Source organism: Mucilaginibacter sabulilitoris, from assembly GCF_034262375.1.
Taxonomy (GTDB): domain Bacteria; phylum Bacteroidota; class Bacteroidia; order Sphingobacteriales; family Sphingobacteriaceae; genus Mucilaginibacter; species Mucilaginibacter sabulilitoris.
In genome coordinates this window covers 7,182,243-7,200,864 of sequence record NZ_CP139558.1, presented here as the reverse complement: position 1 = coordinate 7,200,864, position 18,622 = coordinate 7,182,243, and the positions used below count along the sequence as shown (strand labels likewise).

General features: G+C 40.9%; 18 protein-coding genes. 12 read left to right on the top strand and 6 right to left on the bottom strand.

Going from position 1 to position 18,622, the window contains the following annotated elements; all coding sequences use genetic code 11:
- Positions 1-57: 57 nt before the first annotated feature.
- Together SNE25_RS30360 and SNE25_RS30355 are read left to right on the top strand one after the other, a co-directional pair.
- The gene (locus SNE25_RS30360) at positions 58-1,413 is read left to right on the top strand and encodes a Gfo/Idh/MocA family protein (RefSeq protein WP_321562758.1); all 1,356 of its coding nucleotides are present in this window, start codon (positions 58-60) and stop codon (positions 1,411-1,413) included.
- Between the two features lie 139 nt (positions 1,414-1,552).
- Complete coding sequence (locus SNE25_RS30355) at positions 1,553-2,596, top strand: DUF6807 domain-containing protein (protein ID WP_321562757.1); 1,044 nt, start codon at positions 1,553-1,555, stop codon at positions 2,594-2,596.
- Positions 2,597-2,671: 75 nt separating this feature from the next.
- Here the strand turns inward: SNE25_RS30355 and SNE25_RS30350 are convergent, their stop codons facing one another.
- Positions 2,672-3,550, bottom strand: coding sequence for a hypothetical protein (locus SNE25_RS30350; protein ID WP_321562756.1), 879 nt, complete (start codon positions 3,548-3,550; stop codon positions 2,672-2,674).
- Between the two features lie 227 nt (positions 3,551-3,777).
- On the opposite strand from SNE25_RS30350, the gene SNE25_RS30345 reads away from it, so the two are divergent.
- A complete protein-coding gene (locus SNE25_RS30345; protein WP_321562755.1) occupies positions 3,778-4,704 on the top strand; it encodes a DUF5996 family protein in 927 nt (308 codons plus the stop codon).
- A 110-nt stretch (positions 4,705-4,814) separates the two neighbouring features.
- Positions 4,815-5,702, top strand: a complete 888-nt coding sequence (locus tag SNE25_RS30340; RefSeq protein ID WP_321562754.1) for a dienelactone hydrolase family protein — start codon at positions 4,815-4,817, stop codon at positions 5,700-5,702.
- Positions 5,703-5,725: 23 nt separating this feature from the next.
- Here SNE25_RS30340 and SNE25_RS30335 read toward each other — a convergent pair whose 3' ends face one another.
- Entirely contained in the window at positions 5,726-6,172 is a 447-nt protein-coding gene (locus SNE25_RS30335; protein ID WP_321562753.1) for a hypothetical protein, read from the bottom strand.
- A 73-nt stretch (positions 6,173-6,245) separates the two neighbouring features.
- Positions 6,246-7,430, bottom strand: coding sequence for a DUF1624 domain-containing protein (locus tag SNE25_RS30330; RefSeq protein WP_321562752.1), 1,185 nt, complete (start codon positions 7,428-7,430; stop codon positions 6,246-6,248).
- Between the two features lie 296 nt (positions 7,431-7,726).
- On the opposite strand from SNE25_RS30330, the gene SNE25_RS30325 reads away from it, so the two are divergent.
- The gene (locus tag SNE25_RS30325) at positions 7,727-10,093 is read left to right on the top strand and encodes an ABC transporter permease (protein ID WP_321562751.1); all 2,367 of its coding nucleotides are present in this window, start codon (positions 7,727-7,729) and stop codon (positions 10,091-10,093) included.
- Positions 10,094-10,161: 68 nt separating this feature from the next.
- On the opposite strand, the gene pdxR is transcribed toward SNE25_RS30325, so the two are convergent.
- On the bottom strand, positions 10,162-11,631 hold the full coding sequence (pdxR, locus tag SNE25_RS30320) for a MocR-like pyridoxine biosynthesis transcription factor PdxR (protein WP_321562750.1): 1,470 nt from the start codon (positions 11,629-11,631) through the stop codon (positions 10,162-10,164).
- A 76-nt stretch (positions 11,632-11,707) separates the two neighbouring features.
- Here pdxR and SNE25_RS30315 point away from each other — a divergent pair, with 76 nt between their 5' ends.
- The 5 genes from SNE25_RS30315 to SNE25_RS30295 all read left to right on the top strand — a co-directional run bounded on the left by SNE25_RS30315 (position 11,708) and on the right by SNE25_RS30295 (position 15,718).
- A complete protein-coding gene (locus SNE25_RS30315) occupies positions 11,708-12,355 on the top strand; it encodes an FMN-dependent NADH-azoreductase (protein WP_321562749.1) in 648 nt (215 codons plus the stop codon).
- Positions 12,352-13,260, top strand: a complete 909-nt coding sequence (locus SNE25_RS30310) for an EamA family transporter (RefSeq protein ID WP_321562748.1) — start codon at positions 12,352-12,354, stop codon at positions 13,258-13,260. The genes SNE25_RS30315 and SNE25_RS30310 overlap by 4 nt, the downstream gene beginning before the upstream one ends.
- 60 nt (positions 13,261-13,320) lie before the next feature.
- On the top strand, positions 13,321-13,695 hold the full coding sequence (locus tag SNE25_RS30305) for a carboxymuconolactone decarboxylase family protein (RefSeq protein WP_321566268.1): 375 nt from the start codon (positions 13,321-13,323) through the stop codon (positions 13,693-13,695).
- 731 nt (positions 13,696-14,426) lie between these two features.
- On the top strand, positions 14,427-14,999 hold the full coding sequence (locus SNE25_RS30300; protein WP_321562747.1) for a hypothetical protein: 573 nt from the start codon (positions 14,427-14,429) through the stop codon (positions 14,997-14,999).
- Positions 14,999-15,718 carry a DUF3307 domain-containing protein gene (locus tag SNE25_RS30295; RefSeq protein ID WP_321562746.1) on the top strand — a complete coding sequence of 240 codons (720 nt, stop codon included), beginning with the start codon at positions 14,999-15,001 and terminating at the stop codon, positions 15,716-15,718. Before SNE25_RS30300 ends, SNE25_RS30295 begins: the two co-directional genes overlap by 1 nt.
- Before the next feature lie 113 nt (positions 15,719-15,831).
- On the opposite strand, the gene SNE25_RS30290 is transcribed toward SNE25_RS30295, so the two are convergent.
- Positions 15,832-16,341 (bottom strand): hypothetical protein, encoded by a 510-nt coding sequence (locus SNE25_RS30290; RefSeq protein ID WP_321562745.1) that lies wholly within the window; start codon positions 16,339-16,341, stop codon positions 15,832-15,834.
- 446 nt (positions 16,342-16,787) lie between these two features.
- On the opposite strand from SNE25_RS30290, the gene SNE25_RS30285 reads away from it, so the two are divergent.
- A complete protein-coding gene (locus SNE25_RS30285; RefSeq protein ID WP_321562744.1) occupies positions 16,788-17,126 on the top strand; it encodes a phage integrase SAM-like domain-containing protein in 339 nt (112 codons plus the stop codon).
- 198 nt (positions 17,127-17,324) lie between these two features.
- Complete coding sequence (locus SNE25_RS30280; RefSeq protein ID WP_321562743.1) at positions 17,325-17,792, top strand: winged helix-turn-helix transcriptional regulator; 468 nt, start codon at positions 17,325-17,327, stop codon at positions 17,790-17,792.
- 58 nt (positions 17,793-17,850) lie between these two features.
- Here the strand turns inward: SNE25_RS30280 and SNE25_RS30275 are convergent, their stop codons facing one another.
- The gene (locus tag SNE25_RS30275) at positions 17,851-18,186 is read right to left on the bottom strand and encodes a hypothetical protein (RefSeq protein ID WP_321562742.1); all 336 of its coding nucleotides are present in this window, start codon (positions 18,184-18,186) and stop codon (positions 17,851-17,853) included.
- Positions 18,187-18,622: the final 436 nt, after the last annotated feature.

The window sequence follows — 18,622 nt, the reverse complement described above, 5'->3', positions numbered from 1 at the left end:
TTCGATATTTGATTTCTCCGGTTGCGAAGACTGGACATTAACCAATTTACCTACTTCATGGAAAAATCACGCCGTACTTTTATCAGGCAGGCCGCGTTGGCCGGTGCCGGTGTAATAATTGCTAAAAACAGCTGGAGCGCTAAAAGCTATAAACGCATCATAGGCGCTAACGACCGCGTGCGGGTTGGTGTTGTTGGCTTTTCAGACAGGCATCGCAGTTCGCATATCCCCAGCTTTATGAACCACTACAAGGAGCTTAATTTTGAGGTGGTTGCGGTATCTGATATCTGGAGCCGCCGCCGGGAAGAGGGCGCTGCCATCTGGAAAGAAAAAATGCAGAATGATGTAAAGGCCTATCGTAATAACGAAGAATTATACGACAGTAAAACCGTTGATGCGGTATTTATCAGTACTGCCGATTTTCAGCATGCCCGCCATGCTATTGAAGCAGTGAAAGCCGGATGCGATGCTTATGTTGAAAAACCTTTTGCCGAAACCATGGAAGATAACCGGGCCGCTCTTAAAGCAGTTAAGGAATCGGGCAAAATTGTACAAATAGGATCGCAGCGTCGTAGTGGTGCCAATTATCATGCGGCTAATGATTTTATCCGTTCGGGTAAATTCGGCGATATCACTATGGTTGAGCTTACCTGGAATGTTAACCAGCCAGGCCGCTGGCGCAGACCGGAACTGCTCGGCGTACTTAAAGAGCAAGATACCGACTGGAAACGCTTTATTATGAACCGCCCGTACGAGGCATTTAATCCGCGTATATATTTAGAGTATCGTTTGTTTTGGCCATATTCATCAGGTTTGCCTGGTCAGTGGATGAGCCACCAGATAGATACCGTACACTGGTTTACCGGCCTGAAACATCCGCGCAGCGTAGTAGCTAACGGTGGTATTTACATGTGGAAAGATGGTCGCCGTAACTGGGATACTATTTTGGCTGCATTTGATTATGGTCCGCTTGATGATCCGTCAAAAGGTTTCCAGGTAACTTTTGGTTCGCGTATGCATAACGGCGACGAACACCCTGCCGAAATTTATTATTCTAATGGTGGTGAGCTAAACCTGAATACCAATAAGGTATCGCCCGAGGGTGGTTTAAAAGAAAAAATGGCCGCCGCTATGGGCATGAAAGCTAACCTGCTGCCCGAATTAAGCCTTGAAAATACCGAACAGGTAGTAGCTTCGGCCAATACCGGTGGCGATAAGCTTACATCGAACCATGTTCGCAACTGGATGGAATGTGTACGCAGCCGTAAACAACCAAATGCTCCGGTTGAAGCTGGTTACAGCCACTCAATAGCCAACATCATGACCAATGCAGCTGTACATACCGGTTATAAAGCTACATTTGATGAAAGCACACAGGAGGTAATGGCCAACGGAAAGGTATTTAAATATTAATTTATAATTCTGCTTCCGGAAAAGGGTAAAGCAATTAAACAAGGTAGGGGCGTGTTGATCAACAGATGATATAACACGCCCCTGATTGTTTAAAGAGAAAATCTTATCTGGATTTACTATTAACTATATCACAAAATATATGACCACATTTAAAGCTTTAGGTTTTGTTATAGCAATGACTGCCTTATCCTCCATAACGCAAGCTCAAAAAAAGGAGCAGGTAACTGTATCAAAATCCCCAAATGAAAATAAAGTAGATATAGCTATCGGCGGTAAACCATTCACTACCTTCCTGTACCCCGAGACGCTGGAGAAACCGGTATTATATCCGTTGCATGCGGCCAATGGTACTGTGGTTACCCGTGGTTTTCCGCTTAATCCTAAGCCCGATGAACCTACAGATCATCCGCATCACCTTGGCCTTTGGTTTAATTTTGAAAACCTGAACGGACTCGATTTCTGGAATAATTCGTACGCAATCCCTCAAAGTAAAAAAAGCTCGTATGGCTGGATCCGTACCGACCGCATCCTGGAAGCTAAGGGTGGCAAAACTGGGGTACTTGCCTATCATGCCAACTGGACCAATCAGCAAAAAGAGGTAATATTGGAGGAAACCACCCGGTTTGAGTTTAGCGGTGATGAAAACCAACGGATTATCGATAGGGTTACTACATTAAAAGCAAGTAAGGACGCCGTATTTAAAGATGCTAAAGATGGCATGCTGGGCTTGCGCCTTGCACATGAGCTGCAAATACCAGAAACTGCCGATCAGAAATTTACTGATGATAAGGGAAATGTTACGGTAGTAAAGGGCGGATCGGACCATATCGCTAATGGTACTTACCTAACCAGCGCAGGTAAAACAGGCAACGATGCCTGGAGTACCCGTGGTGTATGGTGCAAGGTGTATGGTAAAATGGGTGCCGATTCGGTGAGCATTGCTATTATTGATCATCCTAAAAATGTTAATTACCCTACATTTTGGCATGCCCGTGGCTATGGCCTGTTCGCGGCCAATCCGCTTGGCGAAAAGATTTTTACCAATGGCAAATCTGAAAAAAACCTGACGCTTAAAACAGGCGAATCGGTTACTTTTCGGTATTGCATTGTAATTACCAATGGTAAGCAAACTGTTAGCGCTGCTCAACTTAACGAAATGGCAGCAAGTTTTGGAAAGAAATAGATCGACGGGATATTTAATGATATTTATTATTTACCCGCAGCTTACACTGCGGGTTTTTTGTTAAACGAACCTATCCTAACTAAATTCCCTTTTAAAATCGTGAATCATAGAAGCCCCCTTGCAATCGCCTGCATCTATTTCCAATTTTCTGTCGAAGATGGCAAATTTGCTTATGCCTGCAATAGCGGCAGTTGTTGCAATAGGCTCGCCAAACTTTGCTCCGGCAATTCCGAGACCCACTTCTATGGCAAGAAAGGCATATTTATAAATCATTTTTAGTTTTGCTTTGGAAATAACTTTCTCGTATTGCTTTAGCAAATCCTCCATTTCTTTTACAGCGTCGTTTGCCGGAATTTGTTTTTCAATAATATCATCCTGCCATTTATAAAATTCTTCCCGTTTTTTCTGAAAATCGTCTCTGTCGCAAAGTTTAATAGCCTGGTGCAATAATTGCGCATCAGATTTATGTGTATCCTCGGGAACAAGGAATTGGTGCGACAATAGCATCGCTAAGTTTTCGCGGTTCGAGGTCTCTTTATGATCGTTGGTATAAGCCTCAAGGGCCGGGTAAGCAGCCATGGGCCATACCATCGAAACATTGGCGGGTTTATCGGGCAAAAAGTCAGTTGTGAGCAGTAATCTTGAATTGTAATATGGATCGCCTTTATGTTTTTTTACTTGCTTTTCACTAATGTCGCTTGCCAGTGTAAAGCGTTCATCATAAAAGTCCCTTATCCTTTTATTCCAGGGAACCAGGATTGCTTTGTCTTTTAAAATGTTGAGGCATTCATTGAGTTTATCGGGTTGCCAATTGTTTTCTGTCCATCTGTCTTTTTCTTCCTGATCTGGCGGATATGGAATTACAAGCCGGTTATAAAGCAGCACATCAGCTATAAACGGGCGGATCATTAAATGATCCTTTACTGAAAAAGTACCCCAACGTTCTCTGGCCATGCTGTTACGATTAAATTACTAATAAATATAATACTTTATATCTGTATATCAATTCGTTATATAATTAAAAATCTCTTTTTGCTCCGGAGTGATTAACTTTAGAATTATATATAAAATAAGGTCAGCATCTTGATTTTTTTTAACGCAAGATTGTAACCAATACGCTAATTTTATTTCAAACTATAGCATGAGGGGATTGTTATAAATATAAATTTAGCCTTAAACCCATGAACAATACCTGGCCCGAATTAAAATATCAAGATTTAAAAGAAACACTTGTTACCGTTCAGCTATGGTCGCAAATTATAGGAAAGATCAGGCTTGTAAAAACGCCATGGCTAAATCACTCCTGGCATGTTACACTATATGTATCGGCACGGGGGTTAACAACGGGGAGCATCCCTTATGATCAGGGCATATTTCAAATCGACTTCGATTTTATTGCCCATCAGCTAATTATCACCTCGAGCACAGGTAAGCAAGAGCAAATAGATCTTGTTCCGCGCACGGTAGCCAATTTTTACAAAGAGATTTTTGAAAAACTGGCCGTTATGGGAATTGATGTGGAAATTTACGCAAAGCCCAATGAGCTGGAGGTAGCCATTCCGTTTGAAAAGGATGACATTCATTTTGAGTATGATAAGGAGCAGATGAATTTGTACTGGCAGGCGCTGGTTAAAATTGAAAGTGTTTTTACCCGGTTCAGGGCAAGGTTTAGGGGTAAATGCAGCCCGGTTCATTTGTTTTGGGGTGCGTTTGATTTAGCTGTCACCCGTTTTTCGGGTCGCGAAGCACCTATACATCCCGGCGGCGCCCCAAATATGCCTGTGAAGGTAATGCAGGAAGCCTATTCGCATGAGGTAAGCAGCTGCGGTTTTTGGAGCGGTGCCGATAGTTTTCCGCATCCTGTTTTTTATGCTTACTGCTACCCAACCCCTGATGATTTTAAAACCCAAAAAATAAAACCCGAACAAGCGTTTTATAGCAATGAAATGGGTGAATTTATACTTAGGTACGAGGATGTAAGGAACGCTGCCGACCCCAAAGAATTTCTTTTGGAGTTTTTACAGTCTACCTACGCGGCTGCGGCAAATACCGCTCACTGGGACAGGCATTCGCTTGAGTGCGACCTTACCGATTTTGAGGTACAATAAGGATAGTGTCTGTTTAAGTTTGTAACTTTCTGATGCGCAAACTCAGATAGTGAGTTATAACTGAAAATGATTAAATTTGAAAGAGCCTTCAACTATATTTTCAATAATACATGAGCGAAATTAATAAAGAAGACATCAAGCAGGAAGTGTTTGATCTTTATGACGATTATGCGCACAGTCGCATCGACCGACGTGCATTTGTGCAAAAGCTGTCTATTTATGCAGTGGGTGGCTTAACCGTACCTGCGCTGATGAGTTTCCTGATGCCTAATTATCAAAGCTCTACCCAGGTTAAGGCAGATGATCCCCGACTAAAATCGGAATATGTCAATTACCCCTCTCCAAAAGGTGGCGGAACCATTAAAGGGTTGTTATCAAAACCTGCCGACGCGACAAAAAAACTTGGCGGCATAGTGGTTGTTCATGAGAACAGGGGCTTAAACCCCTATATTGAAGATGTAGCAAGACAGGCTGCCCTGGCCGGATTTATTACGCTCGCGCCCGATGCGTTGACACCTTTGGGCGGTTACCCGGGTAATGATGACGAAGGGCGTACCATGCAAAGTAAGCGGGACAAGGGCCAAATGGAGGAAGATTTTATAGCCGCCTTTGAATACCTGAAAAATCATAAAGATTGTAATGGCAAAGTGGGTGTAGTGGGTTTTTGCTTTGGCGGGGGAATTGCCAATATGATGGCCGTAAGGATCCCCGATCTGGCGGCAGCTGTTCCATTTTATGGAAGCCAGCCGGCCATTGCGGATGTGCCTAAAATTAAAGCGCCCTTACTGCTGCATTATGCGTCGCTGGATACCCGGATCACGGAAGGCTGGCCGGCTTATGAAGCTGCCTTAAAAGCTAATGGCAAAAAATACCAAGCTTTCATTTATGAAAATGCAAATCACGGTTTTCATAACAATACTACTCCCCGCTATGACAAAGCCGCGGCAGAACTTGCTTGGAAACGGACCATTGATTTTTTTAAAGAGTATTTGAGCTAAACTGTAAGCCTATATTTGCCTCTTTAATATATTCCAAGAGCCATTAAAATCGTGGCTATCGAATAGAGGGTTGCCTGTAACAGGTTTCCCATATTCATTTTTTGGCGCGCCTCTTTTAACTGAACCACATCCTCGTTTTTAAGCGAGGCAATTGCCTTGTATACGGGCAGCTTAAGCGTTTTTGCAATGCTTCCGGCTACTAACCAAAGCCCAAGCGCTGATGTGATCCACCAATTACCGAATCCGTATAAATAATAATATGGAATCGCTCCAATGAGAGGGATGTTTAAGATGATAATCATAAATGCCGATTTGGATGAATAACGAATAAGGAGTTCTGTTAAATTTTTAAATGCAGCCTCGTCCAAAGCGTTCATCATCTTTCTATACACACCTGCAAAAAAAATCAAAAGTGCAGCGTTAATAGCCACTGAAGCAAAAAGTAAAGCTTCGATAAAAACTTTTGTCATATATTCAAAATTATGTTGGTTATTAAAAAATCTTCTACGGTCTTATCATAATTTGAGCCGCAGGTTATATTCTTTACAAATAGCTCAACCACCATTTTGCTTTGTTGGCCTGTTTATAAGCATCATAGCGTTTACATAAAGGATATAAAGCCGCCACTATTCCTATCCAAACTAAATAAGCAACCGGCAATGAAAATCCATAACCTTTCAAATCTGTAGTAAACCAGATGGGTTTTGTCAGGAACCATATTTTCCAGTTTTGGCCGGGTGTTAATGCTGATGCAATGATGGCCACCAAATGGATCACGTAAATATGAATAAGATAATAAAACATAGGCACCCTGCCATATACGGAAACCACCTTTACAACACTCCCTTTTAATTTTTCGGTAAATGAAAGAAATAAAAATGCCCCGCCCAATGTCAGTAAAACATATAGCAGGGATGGAGGGTATTTATTTACTTTGATAAAGGAAAGGAAGGTGAAAAAGGCATCTTTTTGTACGCTCCATTTTACTGGGTCGCCATACAGATTAGTGTAACGCAAAATGATAAACAAGGCAATGGCGAAAGAGCCAAGCAGCAATAAATTCCTTTGTCTTTTGCGCGCATCGTAATCTGCGGCATACCACGAGCCAAGACAATACCCCAGCGGCATTATAGCCATTAATGGGACGATGGGATAGCCTACCAGGAAAATCTCCTGATGCCAGGTAAAAAACTGCTGATCGTGAATTAGCGACCAGCCAAAAGCCGGTAGTGAATTACCTGCCACATGAACATTATCAAAAAGGTTATGCCCTGCGATTATGACGATACAAATGCCGAGGATGAGTTTTTGGGGCAAATGGATAAATGCCGCCAGTATGATCATACTAATGCCCAATGCCCAAATTGTAATAAAGAAGAGCATAGGGAAAGTAATGTTGAAATTCCAGCCGAAATTAACTACTACCAGTTCCAGAAAGATGAGCCATAGTCCTCTTTTTATGAGGAATACAGATAACTCCTTTTTAGTTTTCTTCCGCCCGATCAGGTATGCAGAAGTTCCTGCGAGCAGCATAAATATTGGTGCGCAAAAATGAGTAATCCACCGGGTAAAAAATACTATGCCGCTTGTTTTTGTGAGATCAAGCGGGTCATAAAGAAACGAGCCTGAAAATAAGTAATCCCTTACATGGTCGAGGGCCATAATGATCATAATGGTGCCGCGAAGGAAATCAATAGATGTGATCCGGTTCTTAATAACTGTGCTCATTCAGGTTGTAATTGAATATAAAAGTAATGCTTTTATAGATTGAATGGTAGTAGTACTAATCTCAAGCTATTTTATGGAAAGTTAAAAAGATTGGTTTTCAATAATTGGTCGAGCCCTATATCGAGGGATCGCTACTTTTATCTCGACAAAACCGCACACTTATTGTAATGTTTCCGAACAGTATTGTTAGCTATATCTGTATAATATGCTAAATTTCAGCATGTTGTATTGTTGGCAGGATTTTAAATAGTATAAAATTCTGTCTTTAAGGTTGCACCGTTTTCAAAAGTATATCTATGTTCAAAACGTATTTTAAGCTCGCTTACAGGAATATAATAAAGGACAAAGCCTATTCCATTATCAATATATCAGGTTTAACGATAGGCCTGGCATCAAGCATCCTGATTTTGCTTTGGGTACAAAATGAATTAAGCTACGATAAGTTCCATAAAAATGCGAGCCAGATCTATCGCGTAGTCAGTGATTTTGGCGATTCAAAAACCGCGGCGAATTCGGCGGGTATGCCGGCAGGCTTAAAGGCGGAGTTGCCTGTTGTTAAAAATACCGTTCGCATAAAGCCAGCTAATACCACCTTACTGGAAGTGGGTGACAAAAAAATTCAGGAAGACCGTGTTTTTTATGCCGATGCAAGTTTCCTGGATATTTTTTCTTACCCTTTAGTTAAGGGTAACCGCGCCAGTGCGCTAAAAGAAATGGACGCTGTTTTAATAACACAGGAAATGGCTTCAAAATACTTTGGGAATCAGGATCCCATTGGAAAGATAATACGAAAAGATAACCAGGAGAATTTATTAGTAACGGGCGTTTTGGCCAATCTCCCTGCCAATTCCGACTTGCAATTTGACTTCATCCTTCCAATGACTGCATTAGCAAGAACAAATAACGATTTAAAAAATAATGTATGGAATAACTTCAACTTTTGGGATTATATTCAGGTAGATAAAAATTTTGAGCCTTCAGTTAATAATTTTAAAAATCTTGAACAGCAAATTAATCAGGGTTTTCACAAACATAGCCCTGATACCAAGGCCTTATTTCATTTACAGGCTCTGACTAATATACACCTGGCACCGGAAAGGCTGGGCGACATGCAGGGGCATGGAAATGCGCAATATGTAGACATCTTTTTTATTATAGCCCTTTTAATTCTTGTAGTTGCCTGCATTAATTTCATGAACCTCGCTACTGCCCGCTCTGCCCGCAGGGCAAAGGAGATTGGCTTGCGTAAAGTAGCTGGCGCTGTTAGGGGGCAACTGGTGCTTCAATTTTTAAGCGAATCAATATTGATTTCATTACTTTCGCTGGTCTTCGCGTTATTTATAGTTCATCTTTTTCTGCCGGTATTTAATGAACTGGCCAACAGAAAACTTACCCTGGATTTTACGAACGTGAAATTATGGTTAAATCTTGTCGGGATAGCGCTATTGACCGGGCTCATTTCTGGTAGCTATCCCGCTTTATATCTCTCTGGGTTTAACCCGGTAAAAGTCCTCAAGGGTAATGTAAAATCCATGGGTGGTAACTTGCTGTTTCGAAATGCTTTAGTTGTGGTCCAGTTTATGGTCTCAATTGTATTGCTAATAGGCACTGTTGTGATCTATAATCAGCTTAAATTTATCAGAGATCGGAATCCCGGTTTTGAGAAAGCCAACCTGATGTATGTTCCTATGACAGGAGACATCTGGAACAAGCAACAAGCCTTCAAAAATGAATTATTGCAAAACCCGCTAACAAATGATTTTACCGTAATTAACGATCTCCCTACGAACCTGGGCGACTGGACGCTTAGCGTGGGCTGGGATGGCAAAGATCCACGTTCTCAAATGTCATTCCCGGTATTGGCTGTTAATGAAAACTTCACACATACCTTCAGGATGCGGGTAATTGCCGGCCGAAGCTTCTCAAGATCATTTGAGACCGATTCGAATAACTATATGATCAACGAAAAAATGGCAAATACTATGGGGCTTAGTGCAAGCACTGCGGTTGGTAAAACAATAACGCTTTGGGGAAACAAGGGAACAATCCTCGGCGTTATAAAAGACTTTAATTTTAAACCGGTTCAGCAGGTCATTGAACCTTTGGTTATGCACTTCAATAAAACAGGCGGTTTTGTAGTAGTAAGAACGCAGCCCGGTAAAACTAACGCCACCATAAAGGCCTTAGCAACAATAAGCCAGGAGCTCAACCCCGCTTATCCGTTCAAATTTGATTTCCTTGACCAGGATCTGTCCAATCTTTATAAAGGAGAACAACAAATGGGCAACATCTTTAACCTCTTTGCTATTCTTGGTATCTTTATATCCTGTCTGGGTTTATATGGTTTGTCTGCTTTTATGGCAGAGCAGCGTACAAAAGAGATTGGCGTTCGCAAAGTATTAGGCGCATCTGTATTAAACCTCGTCTATTTGTTATCCTCTGGGATCACTAGGTTAATCCTGATCGCGATAGTTATAGCCATACCACTTTCCTTGTATGCCGTGAACACCTGGCTGTCTGGTTTCGCTTATCATATCAGTGTTGGCTGGTTGGTGTTTTTTGTCGCTTCCGCGACAGCTTTAGGCATTGCCTGGCTTACAGTTAGCTATGAATCTATCAAAGCGGCAATTGCAAATCCGATAAAAAGTTTAAGAACCGAATAACCCAAGCAGGCTGAAAAAAATAAATTGCTGTTATCTGGCGCAAACGCAATAAGCAGTCCATTATTAGATTATAGTTTATAAATCACCTTTTTTAGGATGCTGAGCGCTTCGGTCATCTCATTTTCGCGCAGTGATGCAAAGCCAATTCGTTGTGCATTAGGAGAAAAGTTTTCGTTTTGATAATAGCTCCCATTTCCGATGTAAAGGCCTTTTCTGGCGGCTTCGTCCGACATTTTAATCAGATCAATATTGGGGTCAAAATTTGCCCAAATGCCAAGACCACCCTCAGGAACCCTGAATTGAATCGTATCTCCGAAATCAGCCTTTAGTATTTCACAAAAGCTATTTCTGCGCTGCCGGTAAATCTTTAATGACCTTCGGAAATGCCGGTCCATCTCACCCTCATTATACAACGTGGCTAAAGCTTCCTCAAGCAAAGTGTCGCCTTGCTTATCAATTAATTGCCTAAGAGATGCTGCTGCTTTTACAAAGGCGGGTGGTCCGCTCATAAATCCTATTCGTAGTGCGGGGGCAAAAGTTTTGGATATGGAACCGATGTAAATGACCTGATGGTTATGGTCGATGCTGGCCAAAGGCAGGAAAGGTTTATTATCGTAATGAAAGTCAAAATCATAATCGTCTTCGATAATTGCAAAGCGATATTCCTTCGCGAGGTTCAACAGCTTTAACCGACGTTCCATGCTCATGGTCACTGTCGTAGGGAAATGATGATGCGGGATAACATAAACTGCCTTTATCTTTTGGCGCTGCAGCGCTTTTTTCAATTCGTCAATATCCATTCCCTGATCGTCGACGGAAATACGTAACAGTTTGGCGCCGCTGTTTCTAAAAGTATCGTCTGCCGAACCATAATTACAGACGCCCACCGCTATGCCATCGCCCGGATTGAGCAACAACCTGGCAGCTAAATAAATGCCCATCTGGCTGCCTTTGGTGATCATCAATTGATCAGGCGAAACTATTAAACCCCTGCTATGGGCAAGATAACGCTGGATGGCCAACCGTAATTGTTCTGAACCCATGGCGGTGCTGTATTTCAAAAAGCCTTTGCCATAAAATTTTCTGGATAGGCTTCGGTACTCACGCATCAGCACATCCACGGGTGCCAACCTTACATCAGGAAACCCATCGTCAATTGCTAAAGTAACCTGCTGCAGCTGCTCATTAGGTAATATCGGTCCCAGATTATTGTTCCAGTCAAAGGTGCCGGCTTCGGCATGATTAGCTGTAGCTGGTATGACCGGCGTTTTTGAACGGAGCGGTAATTTAGAAAGTACAAAAATACCTTTCCGCTCGATGGATTCGGCCCATCCCTGGCTAATCAATTCATCATAAGCCAGTTTTACGGTATTCCGGTTAATACCAATTAGCTGGGCCAATACCCGTGAACCTGGTAATATATCATTGGGTTGTAAAGTGCCGCTGGTAATTAGTGAAATAAAGCTATTGCACACCTGGATATGTAAGGATAACCGGGCACTCCGATCAACCTGGATCAATGATTTGTAGGGTAACATCTGGGCTGTATTTTTTCTAAAATCTGGTCTGTAAATATAGTCCAGATACTCGATAATTTTGCTTAAAATAATAACGATGAAAAAAGTATTAATTATCAATGCAAGCGCACGAACGCTTGAATCAAAATCCAGGGAACTCACAAAAGTTTTTGTGAACCAATGGAATACCATTTACGAAAAGCCGGAGATCAAATACCGGGAATTGGGAAATGCCCCTATAGCTCATATCAGCGAAGCCTGGATAGCCGCAACTTTAAAACCGGTAAGCGATCGATCTGAATCAGAAAATAAGGTGCTTGCCGAAAGCAATACTTATATAGCCGAATTGAAGGAAGCCAACGTCATTGTTCTGGGCTCACCCATGTACAATTGGTCTATCCCCAGTGCACTGAAAGCCTATATAGACCAGGTATTCAGGGTAAATGAAACATTCCGCGTTAATTTGAGTAATCCAGAAAACCCCTATGTAGGACTGCTTGAAAATAAAACCTTGTTCCTGTTATTATCAAGAGGCGGTCAGCATTACGAAAAAGGTGAAGCGAACGCACACTTGAACTTTCAGAGTACTTATCTAAAAACCGTTTTCGACATCATGGGTATTCGCAACATTTATATGATTGCGATTGACGGAGCATCGTTAGACAAAGAAAAACTCAAATACAGTATAGAAATAGCACATCAGAAAGTCAGAAATCTGATTGGGGCAGGAATTGAATTGATATGAAAAGCGAGGCGCTGAAGGGGAGTATTTTTGTTGCAATGGGTGCTTGCTGCTACGGCATGCTGGGTAGTTTTGTGAAAATGGCTTACCGGGATGGCTTTGCAACGGCCGAGGTTGTGCTGTCACAATTCGGCCTCGGGTTGGCCGGGCTCTTTGTTTTAACGCTTTTTCGTAAGCGGGAGCATAAGCAGAAACAGCAGGAGTCAAGCTTTAAAAGCAAGATCAAGCTGATTGCCGCCGGTACCTCATTGGGACTCACCAGTATTTTCTACTATATGGCAGTCCGGCTTGTTCCGGTGAGTATCGCGATCGTGCTATTGATGCAGACCGTTTGGATGAGTGTGGTTCTGGAGATGTTATTGCACAAACGGTTACCCAGTTGGCATAAAATAGCATCGGCATTGTTAGTAATGGCCGGAACGGTACTCGCCACGCAGGTGCTGAAACAATCTGCGGGCATAAGCTGGCCGGGATTGGTATGGGGGGTGCTGTCTGCAGTTTGCTATACCGCCACCATGTATTCCTCAAATCATGTTGAATTGCATTGCCCACCGTTAACCAGAAGTCTTTATATGATCTTGGGTGGGTTCATCATCATTATCCTAGTTTTTCATGCTTCTGTTAATCCGGGCTTTTCATACAGGATTTTTATGAGTTGGGGAGTTCTGGTTTCGCTGTTTGGAACCATTCTTCCACCATTGCTATTTACCCGGGGAATGCCTTCAACCGGCATGGGTTTAGGCGCTATCATTGCTGCCCTTGAAATACCAGTGGCCGTGCTTGCAGCAAACTGTTTGCTGCATGAAACGGCAACCTTATCTCAGTGGATTGGCATTATACTTATCCTTACCGCAGTTGTACTGATGAATTTAACCATAAAACAAAGTTTAAAAAATAATAACAAATAAAATGAGCACAAGAATCAAAATTGACCAGGTAGAACCTGCAGGATACAAAGCAATCCTGGGATTAGAAAATTTATTGAAAGCACACCGCTGACTAAAACCCACAAAGACCTGATCAAGATAAGGGCCTCACAACTCAACGGCTGTGCTTTTTGTATCGACATGCACACAAAAGACGCCCGCAGGGCCGGTGAAACCGAACAGCGTATTTATGCCTTGAATGCCTGGCGCGATACTCTTTTCTTTACCGAAGAGGAGCGCGCTATTTTGGCATTGACTGAAGAGGTAACCCTCATTAGCAATCATGTAAGCGCCCAAACTTATGCAAAAGCTGCCGAGGTGTTGTCAGGAGAATACCTGGCACAGGTTATTTTAGCTATTATTACAATTAACGCCTGGAACAGGATAGGAATCACCACGCAATTAATTCCAGCTTAAGTTTAATATTCGCAACAGAGAAAACCTGTAGTCATGTGATTACAGGTTTTTTATGATCTTAGAAATAAGGATATTGTAATGACTACGAAAAAATCTGTTTATTATGTTTATTAAGGGTATTGACACATTGGGTTAATAGAAGTAAGATGTAGTGTTTAATATGTTGATATACAATTTTTTATAAAAATAGCTGATTAGGGTTAAGATTGATTGTTAACGAAGAAAAGTCTTGTAAGTTTTTGATTCTCAATAGAGAAATTCGAACTTCAAGGCTTTTTACCTAAAAAGTAGAAGGGACACGCAATCGGTCGACCTTCATTGCTGATGTAGAGGTAGTTATAAACGCTAAAAATATAATTGATAAAACTTCCCATATTTAAATACCATATTTTGTCAGTAACTATCATATATGCTGGCCCACATTACGATAGTGATGTAGTAGTTATATGCCTAAGATAATAAGTAAGATCATTATGTGCTTTACATTATAGTACTGGAGAGTATGTAAGTAGAAATAAGAAATATAAGCATATGGGCTTATATATATATATTATAAGTAAAATCACTTATAATCTTATGATATAAGCAAAATTACTTATAACTTAGCAGGAGTAGATACATTAGGTATGAAAATATACGCTGTAGTAACAGGAGATATAAAGAACTTCACTAAGCTACCAAGTGATAGACGCAGTAAATTAATTGTAGAGACAGAACAACTAATGAAGACCATGGTTAAGAATACCAGGGACGCGCAGGTCTTTCGCGGTGATAGCTATCAATTGATAGTAAATGACATTACCCAGGTTTTGAAAAGATGTATCCAACTTATATGCTGGTTTAAACTTAACTCAGATTCCTTTAGCTTGGCAGGTAAAACTTCAAAATCAGATATTCGAGTTCAATTAGGGACAAGGCTTTCTATCGGCATAGGTGAGATCGCCTATGAGGGAAAGAATGTACTGGATTCAGACGGAGAGGCATTTCATCTTTCGGGCAGAAAGTTTGACCAGCTAAACAAAGATGACATTATAAGGCTAACCACTGCTGATGAAAAAAATAACGAAGTCTTTGAAATGTTACTGATGTTCATGAACTCGATTATCAGGAGTTGGACACGAACGCAGGCGGAAACTATTTTTCAGTTTTTGGAAAAGGATGATAACACCCAAGAGCAGGTAGCCAAAAAGCTGAAAATGACCCAACCCGCAGTCGCGCTCAGTTTGAGAGCGGCAAGATGGAAAGAAGTAGAAAAAGGAATTAACTATATTAGTAAAGAATTGGAAAAGCAATATCTCTTGTAATGGAACTAACCCTATTATTACGTTTGCTATTAGCGCATCTGCTAAGTGATTTCTTGTTGCAGCCAACAAGGTGGGTTAAAGCTAAGGATACCAAAAAGGAGAAAGCTCCGGAAATGTACTATCACATACTGGTAGTAACAGCGCTGACATACCTGTTTTTATGGGACTGGAATCACTGGCACTTGCCATTGATTGTTATGGTAAGCCACTTATTAATAGATATCTGGAAGAGCCATCGTCCTCATGCATTTGCCTACTTTCTTGTCGATCAATTACTTCATGTATTTGTAATTGTCGCTGCTTGGACTATATTCTACTTTGATGCCAGCACTGTACTACCCTGGCTATCCAGATACTTAAACTCGGTGCATTTTTGGGTGTTAATAATCGCTTACTACCTGATAACAGGACCATTAGGCATAGCTATCGGAATAGCAACCAGCAAATGGCAAAAGGAGGCTGGGATGGATACAGCAGGATTAGATAAAGCCGGTATATGGATCGGCCGTTGTGAAAGGGTGCTGATACTTACTTTTATCATTACCAATCAATATACGGCATTAGGGTTTCTGATGGCAGCCAAGTCCATTCTGCGCTTTGGCGATGCAGAAGACCGGGCGCAAAAAAAGACTGAATACATATTAGTAGGAACGCTAATGAGTTTTGCATCAGCAGCGCTCATAGGTGCTATAGTCAGCTATCTCTTGCATAAATATTGATATTTATTATCGTAATAAGCTTTAGGTTAACTATTGATTGTTTTGTTTTTATTGTTGGTGTGATTCAGCCGCGCCTAAACCAAATGCGCCTAATGGATTAACAATATTCGTGGCTAAATAGAGTTAGCATAAACTGTTAATGGCGCATTCCATGTTTCTTTCAAATAACTTTCTACTGCCGCCAACAATTTCGAGGTATCGCCATCTTCTCTGTATTTAGTTATTGATAAGCCAGGTTGAACTATATATACATTCATCTTAACTTTAAGATCTTTTTTTGCACGTCTTTTAAGAAGATCCAGCATATCGCTATCGCCTTTTTCGAACCTATCGATGCCTTTTATTTTGAGTCGTTGATTGCTGCGCTTTTGCAGCTGCTTAAATATCATGTCGGTGTTTTCCATCCATTTAATGCTTTTTTGAGCCTGACTGCAAACAGCATAGAAATTGTCTATTCGGGTACCAGCTTTTCCGTCTACTGAATATTTACAATGATATACATCAATATTTAATGTTTTTTCTTTGTTATTTACGGATAATCCTACAATGTCCGCAATTTCGCCCTTGTCATCATCATCCATGATGACCTCGTAATTTTTTTCTTTTTTTAACTTTTCCAGCATTAAAAATTGAATACTTGCTTTGTCTTATCGCCGTTAAAAAGTTGATCGGGCTTTCCACAAAGAAATCACCCTGACCCTGATCGGTGTTCCGATATTTTTATTGGCGGGATCAGCAAAAGTAGCCACGCTGCCAATTCCGTCATCCCATCCCGCTGCCCCGGTGCCTGGATGGGTGCATTCGAGTTCTTGCTTGCCGGTTTTTCATTTGCCAACACCCGAAATAGCGGTGGACGCCGGCCTCGTGTCAAGCCGATCATATCATCAAATGTTACCGTTTTATGGAGCGGATAGTAGACGAACATGCCTTTTCCAAAGGAGATCAGGCTGCTTGACTTTACATTGCCTTTTTCAACAAACCGTTCAATGATTTTCCTTGCTGCCGAATTTGATTTAGTAAAATTTTTTACCAGCTTATCTCGCAGTTCATCGCCGAAATAGTAGCGGTCGTGTTTGCGAAACAGTTGCTGCAGGTAGGTGGTAATTACGATGCATTCAGAAGTGATACTACAAGATTAAAGCGATTTAACGAATTTATTAAAAATGAGAAGATCACATTTGAAGATATTACGGTTGATCTTTTACAACGCTATACTGTTTTTCTAAAAGTATCTAAAAAGTTCCAATATGATAAAACGAAGCAACCGAAGCCGCTTAGCGAACGAAGTATTACCAACCATCTTATGATCATCCGAACAATATTTAATCGAGCGATCAATGCGAAGTTGGTCAGTAAAGACCTTTATCCCTTTGGTGGTAAGGGTAAAGCCGCTTTGGTGGCGCTGTAAACGCCCATGCCTGGTAAAGCTTTCACACGGGGATTGAGCCCATCATAATAATTGACCACCCTATAAATCCTGGAGTGAAGTGACAAAACAGTTATGAAGGTAAAGGTATTGAAGAGTATTTTGAACTTAAATAGTCTTATGTTTCGTATTTTTGAAACTGGTTTTAAAATGCAACTATAAATCATGTAATTGCTGTTTATGATGATCAGATATAAGATGGCGAAAAATGACGAACATAGGTCTTATTGTCCGGTTAACCTGTTTACTGAGGTTTTGGGCGACAAATGGAGTTTATTGATATTACGCGATATGATGTTTTATAAAAGGCGGCATTTTAATGAATTACTTCGTGAGTCTGAAGAAAAGATAGCCTCTAATATTTTAAGAGACAGGCTTGTTATGTTTGAGAAAGAGGGCCTTGTTTCTAAAGGAAAGCCTGTGGATGAAAACCATAAACAAAAACTTACGTACAGCCTGACGGAAAAAAGCATCGATCTGCTGCCATTAATGGTTAGTGCCATTGGCTGGAGCATCAGGCATGAGCCTGTGGATAAAAAGAAATATAAACCAGCGGTTGATCTTTATGCTGCCGGGCGTCCCGCGATAGCGGCTTTTCAAGCTATGTTAAGGCAGGAGCATCTTGGTCAAGCCACTACACAATCTTAATATGGTTATTAAAAAGGGCCTTAATAATGTTTAAGGCCCTTTTTTAATGGCGTTCTATTTAATTTAGAAGCAAACGCAATGGGCTCAACGGACCCACCGGAATCAGATTAAACTTCATAAAACCGGCCTGACCTAATGGCAACGCTTCCAGTATGGCTTGCGCCTCTTCAATAGTGTTTACATTCATAATGAATACAACGCCGCTTCCATCGGTTTTCACAAACCAGTTATCTATTTTTCCATCCAGATAAACTTGTACGGTTGCAGGAACTTCGCGCTGTAATACAGGGAGTCTTTCGGACTTGTTTGTTTGCGTTGCTTTTTCAGTAAGGCTACCGATTGCGATGACTTTGTTAGTTGCAATCGCAAGGGGATTTTTTTCTTGTTCACTCATGATACTTTTATTTTAATATTTGATTAAAAATTGCAATACAAAACCAGTTGTTAATTGCAATCTTTTACAAATGTATCTCATTAATTTAAATATACAACTAGTTTTAAAATAAAACTAGTTTTTCATGTGCAACGAATAAAAAAATCATTATAATGATCTTAAAACATATTTCGGAATTCATAAAATATTTATTAGCCTTTTCGCCTCAAGAAGGGGATGATTTTGAAAATGCAGAAGAGCGCCGGGTTTTTATGTGGACAATAACAAGAGCATGTTAGAAAAATTACCTTCCGCTGCAAATCCGGTTATAGAACATAAAATAAAAAGTGCAGCCAAAGGATAAATTAAAATTACTTAATTGCAAAAATATTGTTACAATGGATAAAATGATCCATTTTCTTCATTATTTATTCATAATCGGATAATTATTGGTAAT